The following is a 16,272-nucleotide window of genomic DNA, read 5'->3' as shown; positions in this document are numbered from 1 at the left end:
ACGGCCGAGGGCCACGCGGCCTTAGCCGTGATGCTTCGCCCATTCCGCTCACACTCAGTGGTCAGACAGTACTGGAGGCTCCGGACCCCGCCGGTCCCATCCAGGCGCGCAGGTCCACGACGCTGTCGCAGTAGTCGTCGGTGTCGTCGAGAACCGGCTGTCGAGCGAGGTCGCCGGTACGCACCAGCGGTGCCAGTTCTTGGGCGAGGTAGGCGTATCCGGTCGGGCGGCCGTCGGTGCCGCTGACGGCCAGGTCGATGCCGTAGGTGCGGTCCGTGCGGGTGACATGGATGTAGATGCGGCAGGTGTCGGCGTCGGTGTACAGGAATCCTGCGAACGTGTAGTCGTCGGCGAACCAGGGCAGGCCGCCCCCGACCAAGAGGCTGAACAGACTGAACAGGCGTTGGTCACCGGAATCGGCTTCGGCGGTGTAGTCGAATCCGGTCTCGGCCGCGGCGAGGACGGTGTTGCCGTGACTGTCACACGGTTGGTCCTCGTGGTCAGCCAGTAGCTGTGTGACAGCGGGCGCGATGGTGAACCGCGCGTGGTCGATAGCGCCGGTGACATCGAGCAGCATTGTGGCGGAGGCCAATTCGTAGTCCACCGCAATTCCCGAGACCATCGCCGCGTCCGGCGACAGCACAATGCGGGCATGTCCGGAGTCCGCGCGTACGACTCCCCGCACCCGCGGACCGACTGCAGTACCAGCCGGAGCGAGGACCAGCGGAATCGCGCGGCACAGCAGCAGATCGAACCGGCCATCCGCCTCTGCGTCGGGCACCGAGTTACCTCCTTGGTCAGCGGATGCCCCTCCGAGAACATGTTCGTGCGCTCGAATAGAGCCTGCTGTCGCGGTGATTCTGGGGTCGTCGCAGGGGACGGCTTGCCGCAAGCATTCCTCTGAGGCACTTCGAGCCGCTGGCTATGCCGGTTCGGCCCAGAATCCAGCCCTATCGATCACGATGGCGCATGGCTGGTTGAGCACCCCCGCCTTGTAGACGGCCTCGCTGAGGTGAGTCGACATCAGAACCATCCACGTCTTCCACGGCGTGCTCTCGCCATTGGGAGTTCCAGCTTTCGCCGCGAGGCGCGAATAGTAGTCATGAAGTTCCTGGTCGGTGAAGCGGAACTCTACGGGGGGAACCACCGGTGATTCGCCTACAGCCGTGAGTAGCAGCCGACCTGCGCTGCCGCGGCCGATCTGGTATCCCCACTCGTTACCGGCACGAATCACCGAATCAGTGAGTTCAGCCAGATTCGGATCAGACTTTTCCACCACAGGCTCCTCCTGGGTAGGCGGTGATGATCTTGCCTCTCTCGTTCACGATCACGGTGGGCTGAACCGTCTTGGCTATCGCTCCCGTGGCGCGGTTGACGAGATAGATCTGCCCCGTGTAACAGTACTTGCCGCTCCCGACCGAGCCATGCCAGTCGGGTGCGTCGTGAGCTTTGGCGATCGCCATGTCGGCGATGTCCCTCCAATTGCGACCTTCGATTCCTGCAAGGCCTTCCCACTCGCTCATGTGTCTCTGCTGGATGTGTCGATAGCCTGATTCTTCGTCTCCACACAGCAGTTTCCAGTCGCCGAAGGTTGTGACGACCTTGTCCGCAGGCGAGCTGATTCCGCACGCTCCCCAGGGGAATGACGCATGAGCCAGTGGGCTTTGGACCGCCCCGCCGATCAGGCTGAACACCGCCGCTGCGGCGACGATCAATGTGCGTATCTTCATCTCAACCCCCACGTAGTCGCACCGGATCGGTGCCTATCTGAAATTTCGTTGCTTCCCCGGTGATGGCGCGTCAGCGGCCCGATACGGCTCAATCGCCTCCAGCGGGTGGTGGTAGCGCGCCGTCCTGACTGCCAACTTCATTGCTTTTCAACATGCTTTGACGCACCGGCCACGACTTTGGTTCCCTCGATCGGTTCCCTTGAGTGACTCGATCCCTTCCCTGGTGTCGACGGGCACCCGGCTGGCCTTACCAACATTCGAGGTAGAGCCGCTCGTTCGGGAGGCGGGGGAGGCCGGTGGGGTCGCCGGGTAGGACGGTTACCGCGCCGGGGCGGTGGCGGGCGTTCCAGTCCTGGACGAATACCAATGCGGCGGTCAGGCATGCGGCGAAGTCCATGCGCTGGTCGTGCAGGTAGACCGAAAGGTGTACGTCGGGTTCCTTCGGGTGCGGAGACTGGGCGGGGCCGGTCATGCGACTGCGAATCGGGGGCGTGATCGATTCGCCGTGCGAGTTCATCGGCCTGTCCTGACCGCGCGTGCGAGCAGGGATGCTTGCACTGCTTCCACCACCAGCCGTCCTGAGGGCCGGTAGGTGTCGCAGGGAACCTCGAGCCATGCGCGGTATGCGGTGTTGCTGTCGGCCGGGGAAGGGAGGGCGATCAATCCGCCGTCGCGGATCACCTTCACGCGATCCCGGAACAGGCCCGCGAAGATTCGAGGTTCGTCGGGCAGATCAGGCCGCACCAGGAATGTCCAGGTCAGGGAATGCGGGTGCGTGATGATCGGGCCGAGACCGTATCCGCCGCTGCGCAACCGGTCCGTCGCTGCCCGCCCCAACGGCTCCGGCACCGAGACACCCCACACCAGCGAACCTGCTCGCACCACGATTCGGCCGAGTGCTTCAGGTTCTACCTCGGCAGGGAGTTGACAGATCATCTTGTAGTACGCGCACTGCCCGGATGGGGTTGCAAGATCGAAGTCTTCGATGCCTGGCGCGCTCATGCCTGAGCCTCCGCGTCCCCCGACGGTGCCGGGGTCGGGTACAGGGCGCGGCCGAGCATCACATGTCCCGGCATGATCACACTGCACACTCGCGTGAAGTCGGCCGGAACCGAGCCGCCCAGATGCGCCATCCCCGGAACTATCACCGCACTCGCGCGGGCGACGTGCACCATTTCCAACACACGCGCCGCCGCCACCGGCGATACCGTCTGCGGCGCAACCACATAGATCGCGGCCAATGTGTAACCGTGCCGCCGTGCGAGCGCCTCGATCGTCGCTCGATCGTGCACGGCGTCCGCCCCCGCGACCGCCGCGCACCGCATCCCGATAGCCAGTGCGCCGTGCGTATCTGTCAGCGAGCCACGCAAGGGCGTCGACTCGTCTTTCAGATACGCCGCGATCCGTTCCAACTCAGGCACTCCCGCCCGATACAACCCCTGCCGACTGCTCGCATCCATCCCCTGCGCCTCCCTGCGATCCGATTGGAAAGCACCCGACGCCGAGGGCTCAGCACCAGGAAGCGGTGATAGCTGTACTGGTGCGGCCGAGATTTCGAAGCGGCCGGCTCACCCCGGCGTCGGGGCCGGAGAAAGAGTAACAGGTCGAGAACGTGGTCAACAATGGCACTCTCGGCAGACCAACCGGCGAAAGTGCCATCGAGAGCCGCGATTTCAGTAGTCCAGTCGCAGAAGATCAGCGAGGTCTCGCATCTCAGGTGTCAGAGTGCGCCGTCTGGTGATGATCCGGCCGAGTAAATCCTTGGCGGACCGCTGTTCGATCAGCCACGGGCGGGCCTCGCGAGACAGCTGAACCAGAACGTCGAACGCGGTGTCATAGTTTCGGAGTTCGATGTGTGCTGCGGCGACATCGAGCAGATGCCTGTTCCGGTTGTCGGAGGTCGGACGCAGCCCTGACGGCACGTCGCGGGCCAGGCGTAACGCGAGGTCGGGACGGTCGTCCACGATGGCATTCTCGACCCGCTTCATGGCGACCGTGGCAGGCCCGAACGTCGTCCAATACTGGTGATAATTGCCCGAATCCCATTTGACCGCTGCCGCTGCCGCGTTCGCGAGGCGCATCATTTCGTCCGCCTCGTCCGGCCGGTTGTCGCGTATCGCTGCGGCCGAGCCGCGCAACAGCAACCATCCCCAGGTCGACAGTTCCCGTGTTGTGGCGACCGACAGGCGCGGCTCGACACGGTCAGCCCACGACACGGCCAAGGTGCGGACTTGCTCGAACTGCCGTTCTACAAGAAGCAGCCAGCACAAAGTGATCACTGCCGACGCGGAATCGAGCACATTCCCGGTCGATTCGGCATCCCGGAGTGACTGCTCGAGCGCGGTTCTCGCAGGCTGGAGTTGCCGAGTCTGGACCAGCACCGACCCGACCAGTTGCAGGATCCGGGACCGTATGAGCGGCGACGCGGCGCGTCCATCGAGTATCAAGCGGGGAAGTAGCCGACTCAATTCGTCGTACTCGTTATCGTGGTAGAGCTTCACCGCTGCGACAAGCGACTCGTTCATGCTCCGCTCAGGAGGCGTCTCGGCCGCGTGTCCGTCTGCGCTAGACACGAGAGCCCGCCGAGTAGGGAGCCAGAGTTCGCCGCTTTCGGGCTCGGGTCGGCGGGGGGTGGGACCGAGAAGAGCCGAGAGCGGACAGCGCATCGCCACAGCCAGCCGTCGAAGTGTCTGTACGCGAGTGTCATCGCGCTCGCCCTGTTCGATCTTGCGAATCAGAGATAGCGATACCCCTGAACTCTGTGCGAGTTCGCGTTGCGTCAGACCGCTCCGCTTGCGAACAGATCGCAAGCGTTCCCCGAGATCTGTGCTCATGGCCCGAGGCTACGGGACCTTGGGACGCTCGTCAGGCTGATGTCGAACCAGCACGGCCGAATCCGCTAGCGCCCGTGATCGCGGACGGTGATCATCGTCTGGTGGGGAAGAACTCGGATACGGCCCGGATGCGTCGCGTGCCGGAATTGACCGCAGCGGCAGGTGACTTGGTTCTTCGACCTTGGTCGATGTCGTCTGCTGATCTCGAACTGGTTCGGGAAGCATCGGACGACGACACGATCCCGTTGCCCGGCTGCAGCTCCACGTGGAACCGTGGAACACCGCCTCCATCCGGACTGCCGAGCGGGCGGGATTCCGGCGTGAGGGGCTGCTGCGCGGGTGGCAGCAAGTCGGCGAAAGTCGTCGCGACATGTTCATGTACGCGCGGCTCTCCCCGAGCCGCCCGTCGGCGAGACCGCGGTCGCTGACCGGCCCCACGGCTCGTGTTGCTGAGGAAGGCGATGTCGACGGCATCGTCCAACTGCGCGTGGCGGTGGCGGCGGAGGGCAAATGGATCGGGGCCGAAGCGCCGTTAGACGTGGAAGACGCCGCACGGCAGATCCGAGCGCATCTCGGCGACGAGAAGCGCGGTGTCTTCGTGACGGAGATCGACGGAGGCATCGTGGGCACGGCGACGGTCTACTTCGGCACACCTGGCGTCACCACCTTCGGCATGATGGTCGCGGCGGACCGGCGGGGAGGTGGCATCGGGTCGGCGCTGCTCGAGCGAGTCATCAGTTGGTCGCGGGGTCGGGGTGCTCACAAGGTGAGTCTGCAAGTATGGCCGCACAATCGGCACGCGATGACGCTCTACGACCGAGCCGGTTTCGAGGTCGAGGGCGTCCTGCGCGGGCATTACCGACGCCGCAGCGGCGAGCTGTGGGACGCGGTGCTCATGGGTCTCGCACTCGACGGTGCGGGCTGACGAGCGCCCGCCGGAGAGCATTTCGCGGAAAAGTAGGGTTTTTATTGGTGCGATTGCGTCAAAATAATTGAATGCGAACGTTTCAGACTGTGCATACCGAATTGCGTGAGATCTTCTCTGGTGCACGACGCGTGTAACGCGCGGGTGGCAGCACGCGAATTATCCACCGGCTGAACAAATAACGTTCTGCGTCTCGCCTTAAGGGACACAAGACTTCGCATGTCTGTTAATCGGCCGCAAAGTCGCGGCTCCCTCGTGGACGGAAAGTCCGTATCGCGGAGGTGTAACGGCACCTACAGCCGCGCCACGCAAACCACGAAATGCCTTTGCTGGTATACGATTCCGCTGTCGGCCGACCCGCACGCGTTGACATCGACGGTGTTCTGCTTGATATCGATCACCCGGACCGCGCCCGGGGTGTGGGCGGCGCAGTCGAGGCGCTTCGGGCTGCCGGGAGTCAGTTCCATGCAGCCGCCGACGACCCAGTCGATGTCCAGGCACAGCGCGGCCTGCGTCGCCCCGTGCAGGGTTTCGTTGTAGGTGTGGTCGGCATCGGTGGGACAGCTGGCGTTCGCCGGTGCCTTCTCGACGACCTTGTAGACGGAGTTCGGGCTCCCACAAGCGGTTTTGTCGATCGCGCCCGCGCCGCCGAGCTGGACGCAGTCGCCGATGTTCACCTGCATGCTGGTGGCGCTCTTATTCGACGCGCCGCGCATCGCCGACGTGGTCGGCAGCGCCTCCGTGGTGGTCGGCAGCGGTTCTTCGGTGGTCGTCGGGGGCGCGGCCGTGGTTGCGGCGCTATTGGTCTGAGCGGCGGCCTTGGCCGGCTCGTCAGCGGGGCCGGACATCGATAGCGCGGCGACGACCACGATGGTGGCCGCCAGTCCGGTCCCGACCATGAAGGCGGCCAGGGTGATACCGGCGCGGACACGTTGGCGCGACACGTACGTCCTCCAAGAGCTGTGAACCCTTCGAACCCACCTAGCGACCCGAAGTTGTGAATCTTGCGGATTGAAGACCACGCCATGCTTACACTACGCGGCACGTCCGCGTCGAGTTTTCCTTCCCACGGGTAGCGATCCGCGCTGGGAATTCGCCTTCGGGGCGGTATCCGGGCCAGGAGTGATCACGATCGGATAACGAACTTCGCGATCAGGTGTGCCGGTCGCCAAGTCTGGAAACTAGTCACGGGCGCTGTACAGTCACACGCCATCCGGCCTCCGGAGCCGGTGCCTCGGTGAGAAGGAATTCCAGAATGAAGTTCGGCACTATTGCCGCCATTACGCTCGGCGCGGTTGCCGCAGTGGGCATCACAGCGGGGGCCGCGAACGCGAAACCCGTAGAACCGGAGCGTGAAATCACGACAACCGGTGTAGAGCAGGGGGTCGATTACCACACCACGGTCTCGCGCGAGACCGGAGCCATCTCGACCGCCGTCGAGCACGGCACCTTCGCGGTGGCCGACGACGGCACCAAGATCAAGCTGACTTCCGATACCGGAGCTGTGGTGGCCGAAGTGCCGCTGACCTACCAGGTTTCCGGCAGCAAGCTGTCGGTCGCGCACGAAATCAGCGACAGCGGACGGCGTCTCGCGCTCACCCCGGTGGCAGGCGCCAAGGAGATCGGCGAAATGCAGCCGATCAGCTCGATGAACCGTCTCATCGCCGAGCTGAACCAGAACGTGGTCGGCGTGGTCGGCGGCGCGCTGATCGGCGGGCTGCTCGGGGCCCTGATCGGCCTGGGCTTCTTCAGCATCATCACCGGCCCGATCGGCCTGGTCGTCGGCGCGATCGCGGGCGGAGCCATTCAGGGTGGACAGCCGTTCACCGACGCGCTGATGGCGGTCGTCAACGGCGAACCCTGATCGATGCCGCGGATCGGGAGCGGCAGGCGCACCGCAGCGCGCCCGCCGCACCCGGACCGGGTTGTCGATCGTCGTGGCGTCCGTCGAGGGTGGAGATTCGGCCCCCGCCGGGACGGCGCCACGGCAGAGCGATGAAATCGCGCGAACGCCGGATACCGCTGGACGCGTGCTATCGCGCGGGTACTGCGAAGATCAACGCTCGGCGGAACCGGACTCGCCGTCACGGTGCTGACGAGATAGTCGCCAGAGGAACTCCGGGTCGTCGTCGGGTCCGATCACGCGCTTGCGCCGTGGTGAACGCGATTGCGGGGCAGTGGGTCCAGTCCGCTCGGGGCCGAACGCCTTCCAGCACAACACCGCTATTGCCACCACCGCGATGAGTGCCAACAGGTACGTCACGTCGCTCACCTCCTGATTACGAGGGTAGCCGCGGACGTGACTCCAGCACACCGCAGACGCGAAAATGGTCTGCGGGCGAGCGCGGACCCGAGCACGACGGGCCCGCGCGCCCTGCGATCAGCGTGCGGTCGCCTCGGTGGTCAGCGACTTGAGCAGCTGGAGTACTTCCGATTCGCGGAACCGGCGATGTCCGCCCGGTGTGCGCAGCGACCCGAGGCGCCCGGCGTGGGCCCAGCGCGTCACGGTCTTGGGGTCGACGTGGAACAGGGCAGCAACCTGGCCCGGAGTCAGCAGGGTGTCCTGGCCGCCGACGGTGATCGCAGTCATAGCAAACCTCTCCGTTCTCGACAGTTCCCTCATCAGATGGCGCCATCGTCGCACTGAAACCCCTAGGTACTCGAACCACCTACAGTTGGTAAAGGGGAGGTAATAGACAAAACGGATGCGCGCCCCACCCCCGGCTATTGGGCGTGCACCGGGGGCGGGCAACAGCTTCGCATAGGCTGAGGGATGTGCGTGACGCGAATCCACCAAAAGGTGCTTCCGGACAGCAAACGGCTGGCGCAGGTCGTCGTCTGGCCCGCAATCTGACCCTTTACACCGTCGCCAGGTTGGGTCTCGTGGTAGTGCTCGCCGCGCTGATCGTGCTGGCCGCGCGGCTGGTGTCGGTGGACATCCCCATCGTGGTCGCGGCCTTGTTCGCGCTCATCATCGCGATGCCGCTGTCGCTGGTGCTGTTCAAGCGGCTGCGGGCCAAGGTGAACGAGGACATCGCCCTGGTCGACGAGCGCAGGCGCCGCGACAAGGCCGAGCTACGGGCGCGGTTGCGCGGCGACGAGCCGCCCGCCGCGCCGGAGTCGGGGAAGTCTTCGTGAAGTCCTGCGATCACACCGCGCCGCGCGATTGGGTCGACAACGCGGTGCGGTTGATCGACGCCGACACCCAGCGCAGCGCGGACACCCATCTGCTGCGCTACCCGCTGCCTGCCGAGTGGAACATCCAGCTCTACCTCAAGGACGAGTCCACCCACATCACCGGCAGCCTCAAGCATCGCCTGGCTCGCTCGCTGTTCCTGTACGCGATCTGCAACGGCTGGGTCACCGAGGGGACGACCGTGGTCGAGGCGTCCTCGGGTTCGACGGCGGTCAGCGAAGCCTATTTCGCGAAACTGCTCGGCTTGGACTTCGTCGCGGTGATGCCGGCGAGCACCTCTCCGCAGAAGATCGCGCTGATCGAGGCCCAAGGCGGTCGATGTCATTTCGTGCGGCGCCCGCCGGACATGTACACCGAGGCGGCGCGGCTGGCGGCCGAATGCGGCGGTCACTACATGGACCAGTTCACCCACGCCGAGCGCGCGACCGACTGGCGCGGCAACAACAACATCGCCGAGTCGATCTTCCAGCAGATGGCGTTGGAGACCAATCCGGTGCCGGAATGGATCGTGGTCGGCGCGGGCACGGGCGGCACCAGCGCCACGATCGGCCGCTACATCCGGTACCGCAGGCATGCGACCAAGCTGGCCGTGGTGGATCCGGAGAACTCCGCCTTCTACGGCGGTTACGAGACGGGAGACGCGGGTTACCAGACCGGCATGCCCTCCCGGATCGAAGGCATCGGCCGCCCGCGCGTGGAGCCCTCGTTCGTCGGTCAGATCGTGGACCGCATGTTCGAGGTGCCCGACGCGGCGTCCATCGCGGCGGCGCGGTTCGCGAGCGCGCGGCTCGGCCGCCGGGTCGGCGGCTCCACCGGCACCAACCTGTGGGGAGTTTTCGCCTTGATCGCCGAGATGCTGTCCGAAGGGCGCGGCGGCAGTGTCGTCACGCTGCTGTGTGACGGTGGGGATCGCTACGCCGGAACGTATTTCGATGACGCGTGGGTGGCGTCGCAGGGGCTGGAGCTCGCGGAGCCCGCCGCTGTCCTGGAGAAGTTCGTGGCGACCGGAATCTGGGACGCCTGATCGGTTCGTACCCCGGCCAGGGGATTTGTTCGCCGGAGGCTGAACGGGGCTCAATCGCGCCCGCAGTTGTCAATTTTTGTTGACATCATGCGCGTGTGTCAATCAAAATTGACGTCATGACGGAAGCAACCACACTCGCGGCGGCCGCGGGCAGTCCCGATCCGAAGGTCGGGCTGCGCGCGGTGCTCGCGCTACGCAGGCTGCTCGAACGTCTCGAGGCGATCCAGGTGGCCAACGCCCGTGCTCAGGGCTGGTCGTGGCAGGCGATCGCGGAGGCGCTCGAGGTGAGCAGGCAGGCAGTCCACCAGAAGTACAACCGGAAAGGCAGGATCCGCTGATGTTCGAGCGGTTCAGCAGGTCTGCGCGCACGGCGATCGTCGTCGCCCAGGAGGACGCGCGCGAACTCCACGCGTCGAATATCGAGGTGGAGCACGTATTGCTCGGCCTGCTCGCACATGCCGAGCCGGAGTTGACGGCGTTGCTCGCGGAAGCGGGACTAACTCGCGATGGTGTGCGCCGCGCGCTGGCCGAGCAGGGCAGCGGGATACCGCTCGGCCCCGAGGACGCCGAAGCCTTGAAATCCATCGGCATCGATCTGGATGCCGTCCGGGAGTCGCTGGAAACGCATTTCGGCGAGGACGCGCTCGACCGCGCCGCGCCGGACCCGCGCCGTGGGCCGTTCCCGTGGAGCCGCGGTGGGTACTACGGGCACATTCCGTTCACGAAGGAAGCGAAGAAGGTGCTCGAGCTCTCCCTGCGTGAGGCGCTCGGTCGCAAGGACAAGACCATCGAGTCGGGGCACATGCTGCTGGGCATCCTGCGCGCCCCGAACGAGACGACGGTGCGCCTGTTCGGCGGTTCCGCCGCGATCGGTGAATTGCGGCCCAAGGTGCACGCCCTGCTCGACCGCGCGGCTTGAGCAGGCGGACATGCGCTGCGGGAGTTCGTGTTTTCCAGCGGCGCGTGTCCGCCTCCGACGCCTAGCATTGGGCCATGCAGCTCGTGATTCGGTTGATCATCAACGCGGTGGCCATCTGGCTGGCCGCCGTCTGGGTCGACAAGATCGACATTCTCGCTCCGGAAGGCGGCAACGGCGCCAAGATCGGTGTGGTCCTCGCGGTGGCCGCGGTGTTCACGGCGGTGAACGCCCTGGTCAAGCCGATCGTGAAATTGCTGTCACTACCGCTGGTGATCGTGACGCTCGGCCTGTTCCTGCTTCTGATCAACGCGCTGATGCTGTGGTTGACGGCCGAGATCACCGGGGCGTTCAGCCATTACGGCCTTCGGGTCGACGGCTTCTGGGCAGCGGTGTTCGGCGGCATCATCGTCTCGCTCGTGAACTGGGTGCTCGGCATCCTCGTTCCGGACGAGGATTAGTCCGCGCCGGCGCGAACGCACGACGTTCGGTCTCCCCTCGCACCATCGGGTTCACCTGGCCGGCGCGCCCCGCGAGCGTCAGGCCCGGTGGCGCGCTAACCCAGCCCGACCGCCAGCGCGGTGACCGCCGACCAGACCAGCAACGCCAGGCCGGAATCCCGCAGCGCGGGAATCAGTTCCAGGCCGCCCTTGCCGCCGCGCACCGGTGCGTTGGCGCGCACGGCGAGCGGTATCGCGAGCAGTCCGGCCAGTGCCCATGGCGTGCGGGCGACCAGCGCCAACGTCGCGAGAAACGGCACGGTGAGCAGGGCCAGATGCAGCGTGCGGGTGCGCGGATCGCCGAGTTTGACCGCGAGGGTCACTTTTCCGGACCCGGTGTCGGTGGGGATGTCACGCAGGTTGTTCGCGACGAGCACGGCGCTGGAGAACGCGCCCACCGCGATCGCGAGCAGCGCACCGACCCAGTCGATCCGGCCCGCCTGCACGAACTGGGTGCCGAGCACGGCGACCAGGCCGAAGAAGACGAACACCGCCACTTCACCGAATCCGCTGTAGCCGTAGGGCTTCCTGCCGCCGGTGTAGTACCACGCGCCGGCCAGGCAGGCCGCGCCGACGAGCAGCAGCCACCAGGCACTGGTGAGCACCAGCACCAGGCCGAAGACGGCCCCGACGACCAAGCTGACGATCGCGGCGGTCTTCACCGCGGTGGGCGAGGCCAATTTCTGCCCGACCAGGCGCAGCGGGCCGACCCGAACGTCGTCGGTGCCGCGGATGCCGTCGGAGTAGTCGTTGGCGAAGTTCACGCCGATGATCAGCGCCAGCGAAACGAACAGCGCGAGAATCGCTTTCCACCACACCGCACCGTCGATCGACGCGGCGGCGCCGGTCCCGGCGAGTACCGGGGCGATCGCGTTCGGCAGGGTACGGGGTCGCGCGCCCTCGATCCATTGCGCTGCAGTAGCCATGTTCGCAGCATAATGGGCAGAGTCGGACGCAGTCCGTCCTCAGCTCGCGCATGGCCGCAGCGAAGGCGGAGGTTCCGCATAATGGGCAGAGTCGGACGCAGTCCGTCCTCGGCCCGCGCACGGCGATCAGGCCGTTTCGGCCATCGCCGCCTCCTGCATCCGCGCGAGTCCCTTCTCGAAATCCCGGCCGACGAACTTGTCCATCGGGATGAGCTTGCCGATGACGGCCATCAGGCCGGTCTGCCGGCCGGTCATCCGCCAGGTCACTTCGGTGCCGGTCTCGACCGGGTCCAGGATGAAGGTCACCATGTTGGTGGCCTTCATGGGCTTCATGAACTCCAGGCGCACGCCGATCTCGCGCTCGGCGCTGCCGACGATCTCCATGCTGCCCGCTCCCGCCTTGCGGTTGCCGCTCCAGGCGTAGCGCGCGCCGACACCGGATTCCGCGCCGGAGTAACTGCGCTGGAGCTGCGGGTCGAGGTCCTCCCACGGCGACCACTCGACCCACTTGTGGAAATCGTTGATCAGCCCGTGCACGCGCGCGGGGTCGGCCGTGATCACGGCCGATCGGACCACCTCGAACTCAGCCATGGGGGTCACACTATGCGACCGACCGCTCGCAGTCGCGGCAAAGAATTCGTGTCGAGCTTCTCGGGCCTGCTCGCCTACGATGACCGCGGGATGTTTCCGGAGCACAGCGGCCCGCACGGCCACAGTCGAGCAGTGACGACGCCCGCAGGCGAATCGGTCGTGGTGGCCTTGCTGGGCGAGGTCGCGCTGCGCCGTGACGGCACGCTGACGCCGCTGCCCGGCGCGCGCTCCCGGCTGCTGCTCACCGCCCTGGCTCTGCGGCCGGGTCGCAGCCGCGGCGCGCAGGCCCTGATCGAGGACGTCTGGGGCGAACAGCCGCCGCGCTCGCCGATGAACGCGCTACACACCCAGGTTTCCCGGTTGCGTTCGGCGCTGCCGGAGGGCGCGCTGGAAATCGGCCCGGCGGGCTATCGGTTGACCCTCGGCGCCGATCAGGTCGACTTGTCCTCGGTGGGCGAGCGCCTGGCACGGGCGCGCGGGCTGCGCGCGGCGGGAGACCTTCCGGGATGCCTGGCGGAAATCACCCGGGCGCGGGAGCTGTGGCGCGGGGATCCCGGTGCCGATCTGCCGCCGGGCGACCTCGCCGACGAGCTGCGCGCAGCGGCCGGGCGGCGTCTGGCCGAACTGGACGAACTCGAACTCGCCGCACGCGAGGACGGCGGCGACGTCGATGGAGCCTTGCGTCTCGCTCGGCTGCGCGCCGCCGCGGAACCGCTGGACGAGCCCGCGCAGCAGACCCTGATGCGCCTGCTGGCGGCGGCGGGACGGCCCAACGAGGCGGTGGAATCGTTCGCCGCTTTCCGCTCCCGGCTGGCCGAGGAACTCGGCACGGACCCGGGACCCGCGCTCACCGAGATGCATACGGCGATCCTGCGTGGGGAGCGGATAGGCCGCGTCGCGCCGCCGCGCTCGGGCAGCGCGGCGAGCGAAGACGGCGGTTCCCGAAGCGGGCTCGCGGCCGAGGCGACGCCATCGGCCGCTGACGTACAGACACCGCACCTCGCCGCGATCGGCCTGCGTGCCGCGCCGAACGCACTGCTCGGCCGGGCCGCCGATATCACCGCGCTGATCGAGCTGCTCCGGGATGCCCGGGTGGTGACCGTGCTCGGTCCGGGCGGTGCGGGCAAGACCAGGGTCGCCAACGAGATCGGTTGGCAGGCGGCGGCCACCTGTCCGGTGGCGCTGGTCGAGCTGGCCTCGGTGCGCGCCGAAGGCGACGAAGCCAGGGTCGAGATCGAGGCGGCGATCGCCGCGGTACTCGGGCTCAGCGAGGTCACCTTCGACGCGGCCACGCTGCGTTCCGGACAGATCGTCGATCTGCGCGGGCGGCTGCACGACGCGGTGTCGGCGCGCGCCATGCTGCTGATCCTGGACAACTGCGAGCATCTGATCGACGCCGTCGCCATGGTGGTCGCCGATCTGATCGGCGTCGCACCGCGGCTGACCGTGCTCACCACGAGCCGTTCGCCGCTGACCATCACCGCCGAGACGGTCTATCCTTTGCCGCCGCTGACCATCGATCCGGCGGGCTCGCCCGCCACCGAGCTGTTCGCCGCGCGCGCCAGGGCGGTGCGGCCCGGCGTCCGGCTGGAGCCGGACGTGGTCGCCCAGCTGTGCCACACCCTCGACGGGCTGCCGCTGGCCATCGAGCTGGCCGCGGCCCGCGTGCGCGTGATGAGCGTGGAGGAGATCAACGAGCGGCTGGCCGATCGGTTCGCGCTGCTGCGCCACGGCGATCGCAGTTCGCCCGAACGGCATCGCACGCTGCACGCGGTGATCGACTGGAGCTGGAACCTGCTCGACACCGAACAGCAAGTCGCGTTGCGCCGGTTGTGCCGATTTCCCGCCGGTTTCACGCTGTCGGCGGCGGAGGCGGTCGCGGGCGGAGCCGACGTGGTCGATGTCGCCGCGGCCGTCGACGGCCTGGTCAACCAATCGCTGCTCACCGTGCTGGACGACGAAGTGCTCGGCACCCGCTACCGGATGTTGGAGACGGTGCGGGAATACGGTGAAGAGCAGCTGGCCGCCGCGGCGGGAGAGCCGGAATCGGTCGATACCCGGATGATGCGGTGGGCCAAGGACTACGCCGATGACGTGGCGAGCCGGTATATGACCGGCGATCAGTTCCACCTCGCGCTCTCCGTGGCGGCGGAGGTGGACAACTTGCTCGCCGCGCTGCGTTGCGCGATCGAAAGGCGGGACGCCGCGACGGCCTACACGGTGTTTCCGGTCGTCGCCACACTGTGGATCATCCGCGGATCGCACTTGGAAGTGATCGCCTGGGCCCAGCGGGTCATCGAATTGGAGCCGGCCGGCTTCGGCCCGGAAGGTCCGCGTCCGGATCTGGTGCTCGTCACCTACCAGATGACGTTCCTGCATCTCGCTTACACCAACGGCAGCGCCAGGGAGATCGCCGTGCTCCGCAAGCGGGTGCGCCGATTGCTTCGCCTTCCCGTCGAACTCACCGAGAACAGCCGATTCATCGCCAGGGTCATGCTCACGAGGGCCGACGGACGCGGCTTCAGCAGGCTGCTCGCCGAGGCGGCGCGTTCGGCCGATCCGGAGACCAGGGGTTCGGCGCTGTTGTTTCGAGCCAACATCCGGGAGAACCTCGGCGATGTGCGCGGCTCCACCATCGATGCGATCAAGGCGCTGGAGGTACTCGGGCGCGAGAACGTGTGGAGCGTGGCCATGGTGAGCAGGCACCTCGGACAGGTCTGTGGACAGATCGCCCGCTACGACGAGTCGGTGACCTATTACCGCCGCTCGCTCGAGGTGTTGCAGCGGCTCGGTGCCTACGAGGACACGGTGGAGATCCGTAGCCTCCTGGTGGCTTCACTGGTCGGAATCGGCGAGCTGGAGCAGGCCCGGCAGGAACTCGACCTCGCGTTCGGCACGCCGGACTTGGACAACTCGTCCCTCGGACAGAACCGGCTGCTGTCCACCGTGATGCAGAGCTCGGCGGAGTTGGCGTTCGCGGAAGGTGACACCGCGGGCGGGTTCGCTCGCTACGAACGCGCGCTGGAACTGTTCGGCTGGCCGGACAACGCGCTCGGCCCCGGGCCCGGCGCCCTGATGCTGGCCGCGACGGCGCTCGCCGCGCAAGTGATACACGGCGCCGCCGACCCGGACGCGACTCTGCCCACGCAGCTTGCCGAGATGGCTGTGCCGACGATGACCCAGTACCGGGACCTGCCACAGATCGGCGGCGTCGCCTGCGCGATCGGCTCGTACCTCATCGCCGTCGACCGCGAGGTCACGGTGGGGCTCGACTTGCTCATCCTGGCCCCGAACGTCGTGTGCCGACAGGACTTTCCCTCGATGCGGTGGCAACGGCACTTGGACGCGGCGACCGCGAAGCTCGGTCCCGGCCCGGTCGCCGAAGCCCGCCGCCGCCTCGGCCACCTGCGCCGGAACAGGTCCGCGGATCGCATCATGAAATTGCTGCAAGGCCTGGTCGACGCCCACTGATCAGTCGACGCACCGTCGCGCGCGGCAGCGCAGCGGGGGGGGGGGGGGGGGGGCCCCCCCCCCCCCGGGATCGCGGCGGGGGCGGACCCGCGGCCGCAGAGGGCGGTATGAAGAGAGGGGGGGGTGGGCGCGACCAGAACACAACACCACACAACACAA

Annotated in this window: 20 protein-coding genes; 8 read left to right on the top strand and 12 right to left on the bottom strand. The window is 66.9% G+C overall.

Translation table 11 applies throughout. From position 1 onward, the window contains the following. Positions 1–61 precede the first annotated feature (61 nt). The 7 genes from ACWEH3_RS00240 to ACWEH3_RS00210 all read right to left on the bottom strand — a co-directional run bounded on the left by ACWEH3_RS00240 (position 62) and on the right by ACWEH3_RS00210 (position 4,564). Complete coding sequence (locus tag ACWEH3_RS00240) at positions 62–781, bottom strand: hypothetical protein (RefSeq protein WP_450017665.1); 720 nt, start codon at positions 779–781, stop codon at positions 62–64. 141 nt (positions 782–922) lie between these two features. Beyond that, the gene (locus ACWEH3_RS00235; protein WP_355071971.1) at positions 923–1,276 is read right to left on the bottom strand and encodes a hypothetical protein; all 354 of its coding nucleotides are present in this window, start codon (positions 1,274–1,276) and stop codon (positions 923–925) included. Further along, complete coding sequence (locus tag ACWEH3_RS00230) at positions 1,263–1,730, bottom strand: hypothetical protein (RefSeq protein WP_450017667.1); 468 nt, start codon at positions 1,728–1,730, stop codon at positions 1,263–1,265. The genes ACWEH3_RS00235 and ACWEH3_RS00230 overlap by 14 nt, the downstream gene beginning before the upstream one ends. 247 nt (positions 1,731–1,977) lie before the next feature. Continuing rightward, positions 1,978–2,247 carry a hypothetical protein gene (locus tag ACWEH3_RS00225; RefSeq protein ID WP_450017669.1) on the bottom strand — a complete coding sequence of 90 codons (270 nt, stop codon included), beginning with the start codon at positions 2,245–2,247 and terminating at the stop codon, positions 1,978–1,980. Next, complete coding sequence (locus ACWEH3_RS00220) at positions 2,244–2,579, bottom strand: DNA-directed RNA polymerase subunit beta (RefSeq protein WP_450017671.1); 336 nt, start codon at positions 2,577–2,579, stop codon at positions 2,244–2,246. The genes ACWEH3_RS00225 and ACWEH3_RS00220 overlap by 4 nt, the downstream gene beginning before the upstream one ends. A 149-nt stretch (positions 2,580–2,728) precedes the next feature. Further along, positions 2,729–3,151, bottom strand: coding sequence for a hypothetical protein (locus ACWEH3_RS00215; protein WP_450017673.1), 423 nt, complete (start codon positions 3,149–3,151; stop codon positions 2,729–2,731). Positions 3,152–3,403: 252 nt separating this feature from the next. Then, entirely contained in the window at positions 3,404–4,564 is a 1,161-nt protein-coding gene (locus tag ACWEH3_RS00210) for a helix-turn-helix domain-containing protein (RefSeq protein ID WP_450017675.1), read from the bottom strand. Between the two features lie 265 nt (positions 4,565–4,829). Here ACWEH3_RS00210 and ACWEH3_RS00205 point away from each other — a divergent pair, with 265 nt between their 5' ends. Then, complete coding sequence (locus ACWEH3_RS00205) at positions 4,830–5,489, top strand: GNAT family N-acetyltransferase (protein WP_450017677.1); 660 nt, start codon at positions 4,830–4,832, stop codon at positions 5,487–5,489. A 293-nt stretch (positions 5,490–5,782) separates the two neighbouring features. Here ACWEH3_RS00205 and lppU read toward each other — a convergent pair whose 3' ends face one another. Next, positions 5,783–6,433 carry an LppU family putative lipoprotein gene (lppU, locus tag ACWEH3_RS00200; protein ID WP_450017679.1) on the bottom strand — a complete coding sequence of 217 codons (651 nt, stop codon included), beginning with the start codon at positions 6,431–6,433 and terminating at the stop codon, positions 5,783–5,785. A gap of 311 nt (positions 6,434–6,744) precedes the next feature. Between lppU and ACWEH3_RS00195 the strand changes: the two genes are divergently transcribed. Continuing rightward, on the top strand, positions 6,745–7,353 hold the full coding sequence (locus tag ACWEH3_RS00195) for a hypothetical protein (RefSeq protein WP_450017681.1): 609 nt from the start codon (positions 6,745–6,747) through the stop codon (positions 7,351–7,353). Between the two features lie 192 nt (positions 7,354–7,545). Here ACWEH3_RS00195 and ACWEH3_RS00190 read toward each other — a convergent pair whose 3' ends face one another. Next, complete coding sequence (locus tag ACWEH3_RS00190; protein WP_355071985.1) at positions 7,546–7,752, bottom strand: hypothetical protein; 207 nt, start codon at positions 7,750–7,752, stop codon at positions 7,546–7,548. Between the two features lie 117 nt (positions 7,753–7,869). After that, complete coding sequence (locus ACWEH3_RS00185) at positions 7,870–8,079, bottom strand: BldC family transcriptional regulator (protein ID WP_040783886.1); 210 nt, start codon at positions 8,077–8,079, stop codon at positions 7,870–7,872. 185 nt (positions 8,080–8,264) lie between these two features. Here ACWEH3_RS00185 and ACWEH3_RS00180 point away from each other — a divergent pair, with 185 nt between their 5' ends. The 5 genes from ACWEH3_RS00180 to ACWEH3_RS00160 all read left to right on the top strand — a co-directional run bounded on the left by ACWEH3_RS00180 (position 8,265) and on the right by ACWEH3_RS00160 (position 11,086). Then, entirely contained in the window at positions 8,265–8,627 is a 363-nt protein-coding gene (locus tag ACWEH3_RS00180) for a DUF4229 domain-containing protein (protein WP_450017683.1), read from the top strand. Next, positions 8,624–9,709 (top strand): L-cysteine desulfhydrase Cds1, encoded by a 1,086-nt coding sequence (locus tag ACWEH3_RS00175; protein WP_450017685.1) that lies wholly within the window; start codon positions 8,624–8,626, stop codon positions 9,707–9,709. The genes ACWEH3_RS00180 and ACWEH3_RS00175 overlap by 4 nt, the downstream gene beginning before the upstream one ends. A 116-nt stretch (positions 9,710–9,825) precedes the next feature. Further along, positions 9,826–10,047 carry a helix-turn-helix domain-containing protein gene (locus ACWEH3_RS00170; protein ID WP_039802098.1) on the top strand — a complete coding sequence of 74 codons (222 nt, stop codon included), beginning with the start codon at positions 9,826–9,828 and terminating at the stop codon, positions 10,045–10,047. Next, the gene (locus tag ACWEH3_RS00165; RefSeq protein ID WP_450017688.1) at positions 10,047–10,628 is read left to right on the top strand and encodes a Clp protease N-terminal domain-containing protein; all 582 of its coding nucleotides are present in this window, start codon (positions 10,047–10,049) and stop codon (positions 10,626–10,628) included. Before ACWEH3_RS00170 ends, ACWEH3_RS00165 begins: the two co-directional genes overlap by 1 nt. Positions 10,629–10,702: 74 nt before the next feature. Continuing rightward, positions 10,703–11,086, top strand: a complete 384-nt coding sequence (locus ACWEH3_RS00160; protein WP_450017690.1) for a phage holin family protein — start codon at positions 10,703–10,705, stop codon at positions 11,084–11,086. Between the two features lie 95 nt (positions 11,087–11,181). Here ACWEH3_RS00160 and ACWEH3_RS00155 read toward each other — a convergent pair whose 3' ends face one another. Together ACWEH3_RS00155 and ACWEH3_RS00150 are read right to left on the bottom strand one after the other, a co-directional pair. After that, the gene (locus tag ACWEH3_RS00155) at positions 11,182–12,051 is read right to left on the bottom strand and encodes a 1,4-dihydroxy-2-naphthoate polyprenyltransferase (protein WP_450017692.1); all 870 of its coding nucleotides are present in this window, start codon (positions 12,049–12,051) and stop codon (positions 11,182–11,184) included. A gap of 126 nt (positions 12,052–12,177) precedes the next feature. Next, complete coding sequence (locus tag ACWEH3_RS00150) at positions 12,178–12,642, bottom strand: SRPBCC family protein (protein WP_450017694.1); 465 nt, start codon at positions 12,640–12,642, stop codon at positions 12,178–12,180. 132 nt (positions 12,643–12,774) lie between these two features. Here ACWEH3_RS00150 and ACWEH3_RS00145 point away from each other — a divergent pair, with 132 nt between their 5' ends. Beyond that, positions 12,775–16,113 (top strand): AfsR/SARP family transcriptional regulator, encoded by a 3,339-nt coding sequence (locus ACWEH3_RS00145; protein ID WP_450017696.1) that lies wholly within the window; start codon positions 12,775–12,777, stop codon positions 16,111–16,113. Positions 16,114–16,272: the final 159 nt, after the last annotated feature.

The organism is Nocardia sp. NPDC004718 (assembly GCF_053601535.1).
Note: the sequence above shows the minus strand (reverse complement) of the source record. Positions and strands in the feature narration are given on the sequence as shown.

Bases quoted from the DNA above. Each gene is read 5' to 3' on its own strand.
- ACWEH3_RS00155 (WP_450017692.1), bottom strand. From the start codon at position 12,051: ATGGCTACTGCAGCGCAATGGATCGAGGGCGCGCGACCCCGTACCCTG.
- ACWEH3_RS00225 (WP_450017669.1), bottom strand. From the start codon at position 2,247: ATGAACTCGCACGGCGAATCGATCACGCCCCCGATTCGCAGTCGCATG.
- ACWEH3_RS00230 (WP_450017667.1), bottom strand. From the start codon at position 1,730: ATGAAGATACGCACATTGATCGTCGCCGCAGCGGCGGTGTTCAGCCTG.
- ACWEH3_RS00170 (WP_039802098.1), top strand. From the start codon at position 9,826: ATGACGGAAGCAACCACACTCGCGGCGGCCGCGGGCAGTCCCGATCCG.
- ACWEH3_RS00195 (WP_450017681.1), top strand. From the start codon at position 6,745: ATGAAGTTCGGCACTATTGCCGCCATTACGCTCGGCGCGGTTGCCGCA.
- ACWEH3_RS00210 (WP_450017675.1), bottom strand. From the start codon at position 4,564: ATGAGCACAGATCTCGGGGAACGCTTGCGATCTGTTCGCAAGCGGAGC.
- ACWEH3_RS00150 (WP_450017694.1), bottom strand. From the start codon at position 12,642: ATGGCTGAGTTCGAGGTGGTCCGATCGGCCGTGATCACGGCCGACCCC.
- ACWEH3_RS00160 (WP_450017690.1), top strand. From the start codon at position 10,703: ATGCAGCTCGTGATTCGGTTGATCATCAACGCGGTGGCCATCTGGCTG.
- ACWEH3_RS00165 (WP_450017688.1), top strand. From the start codon at position 10,047: ATGTTCGAGCGGTTCAGCAGGTCTGCGCGCACGGCGATCGTCGTCGCC.
- ACWEH3_RS00185 (WP_040783886.1), bottom strand. From the start codon at position 8,079: ATGACTGCGATCACCGTCGGCGGCCAGGACACCCTGCTGACTCCGGGC.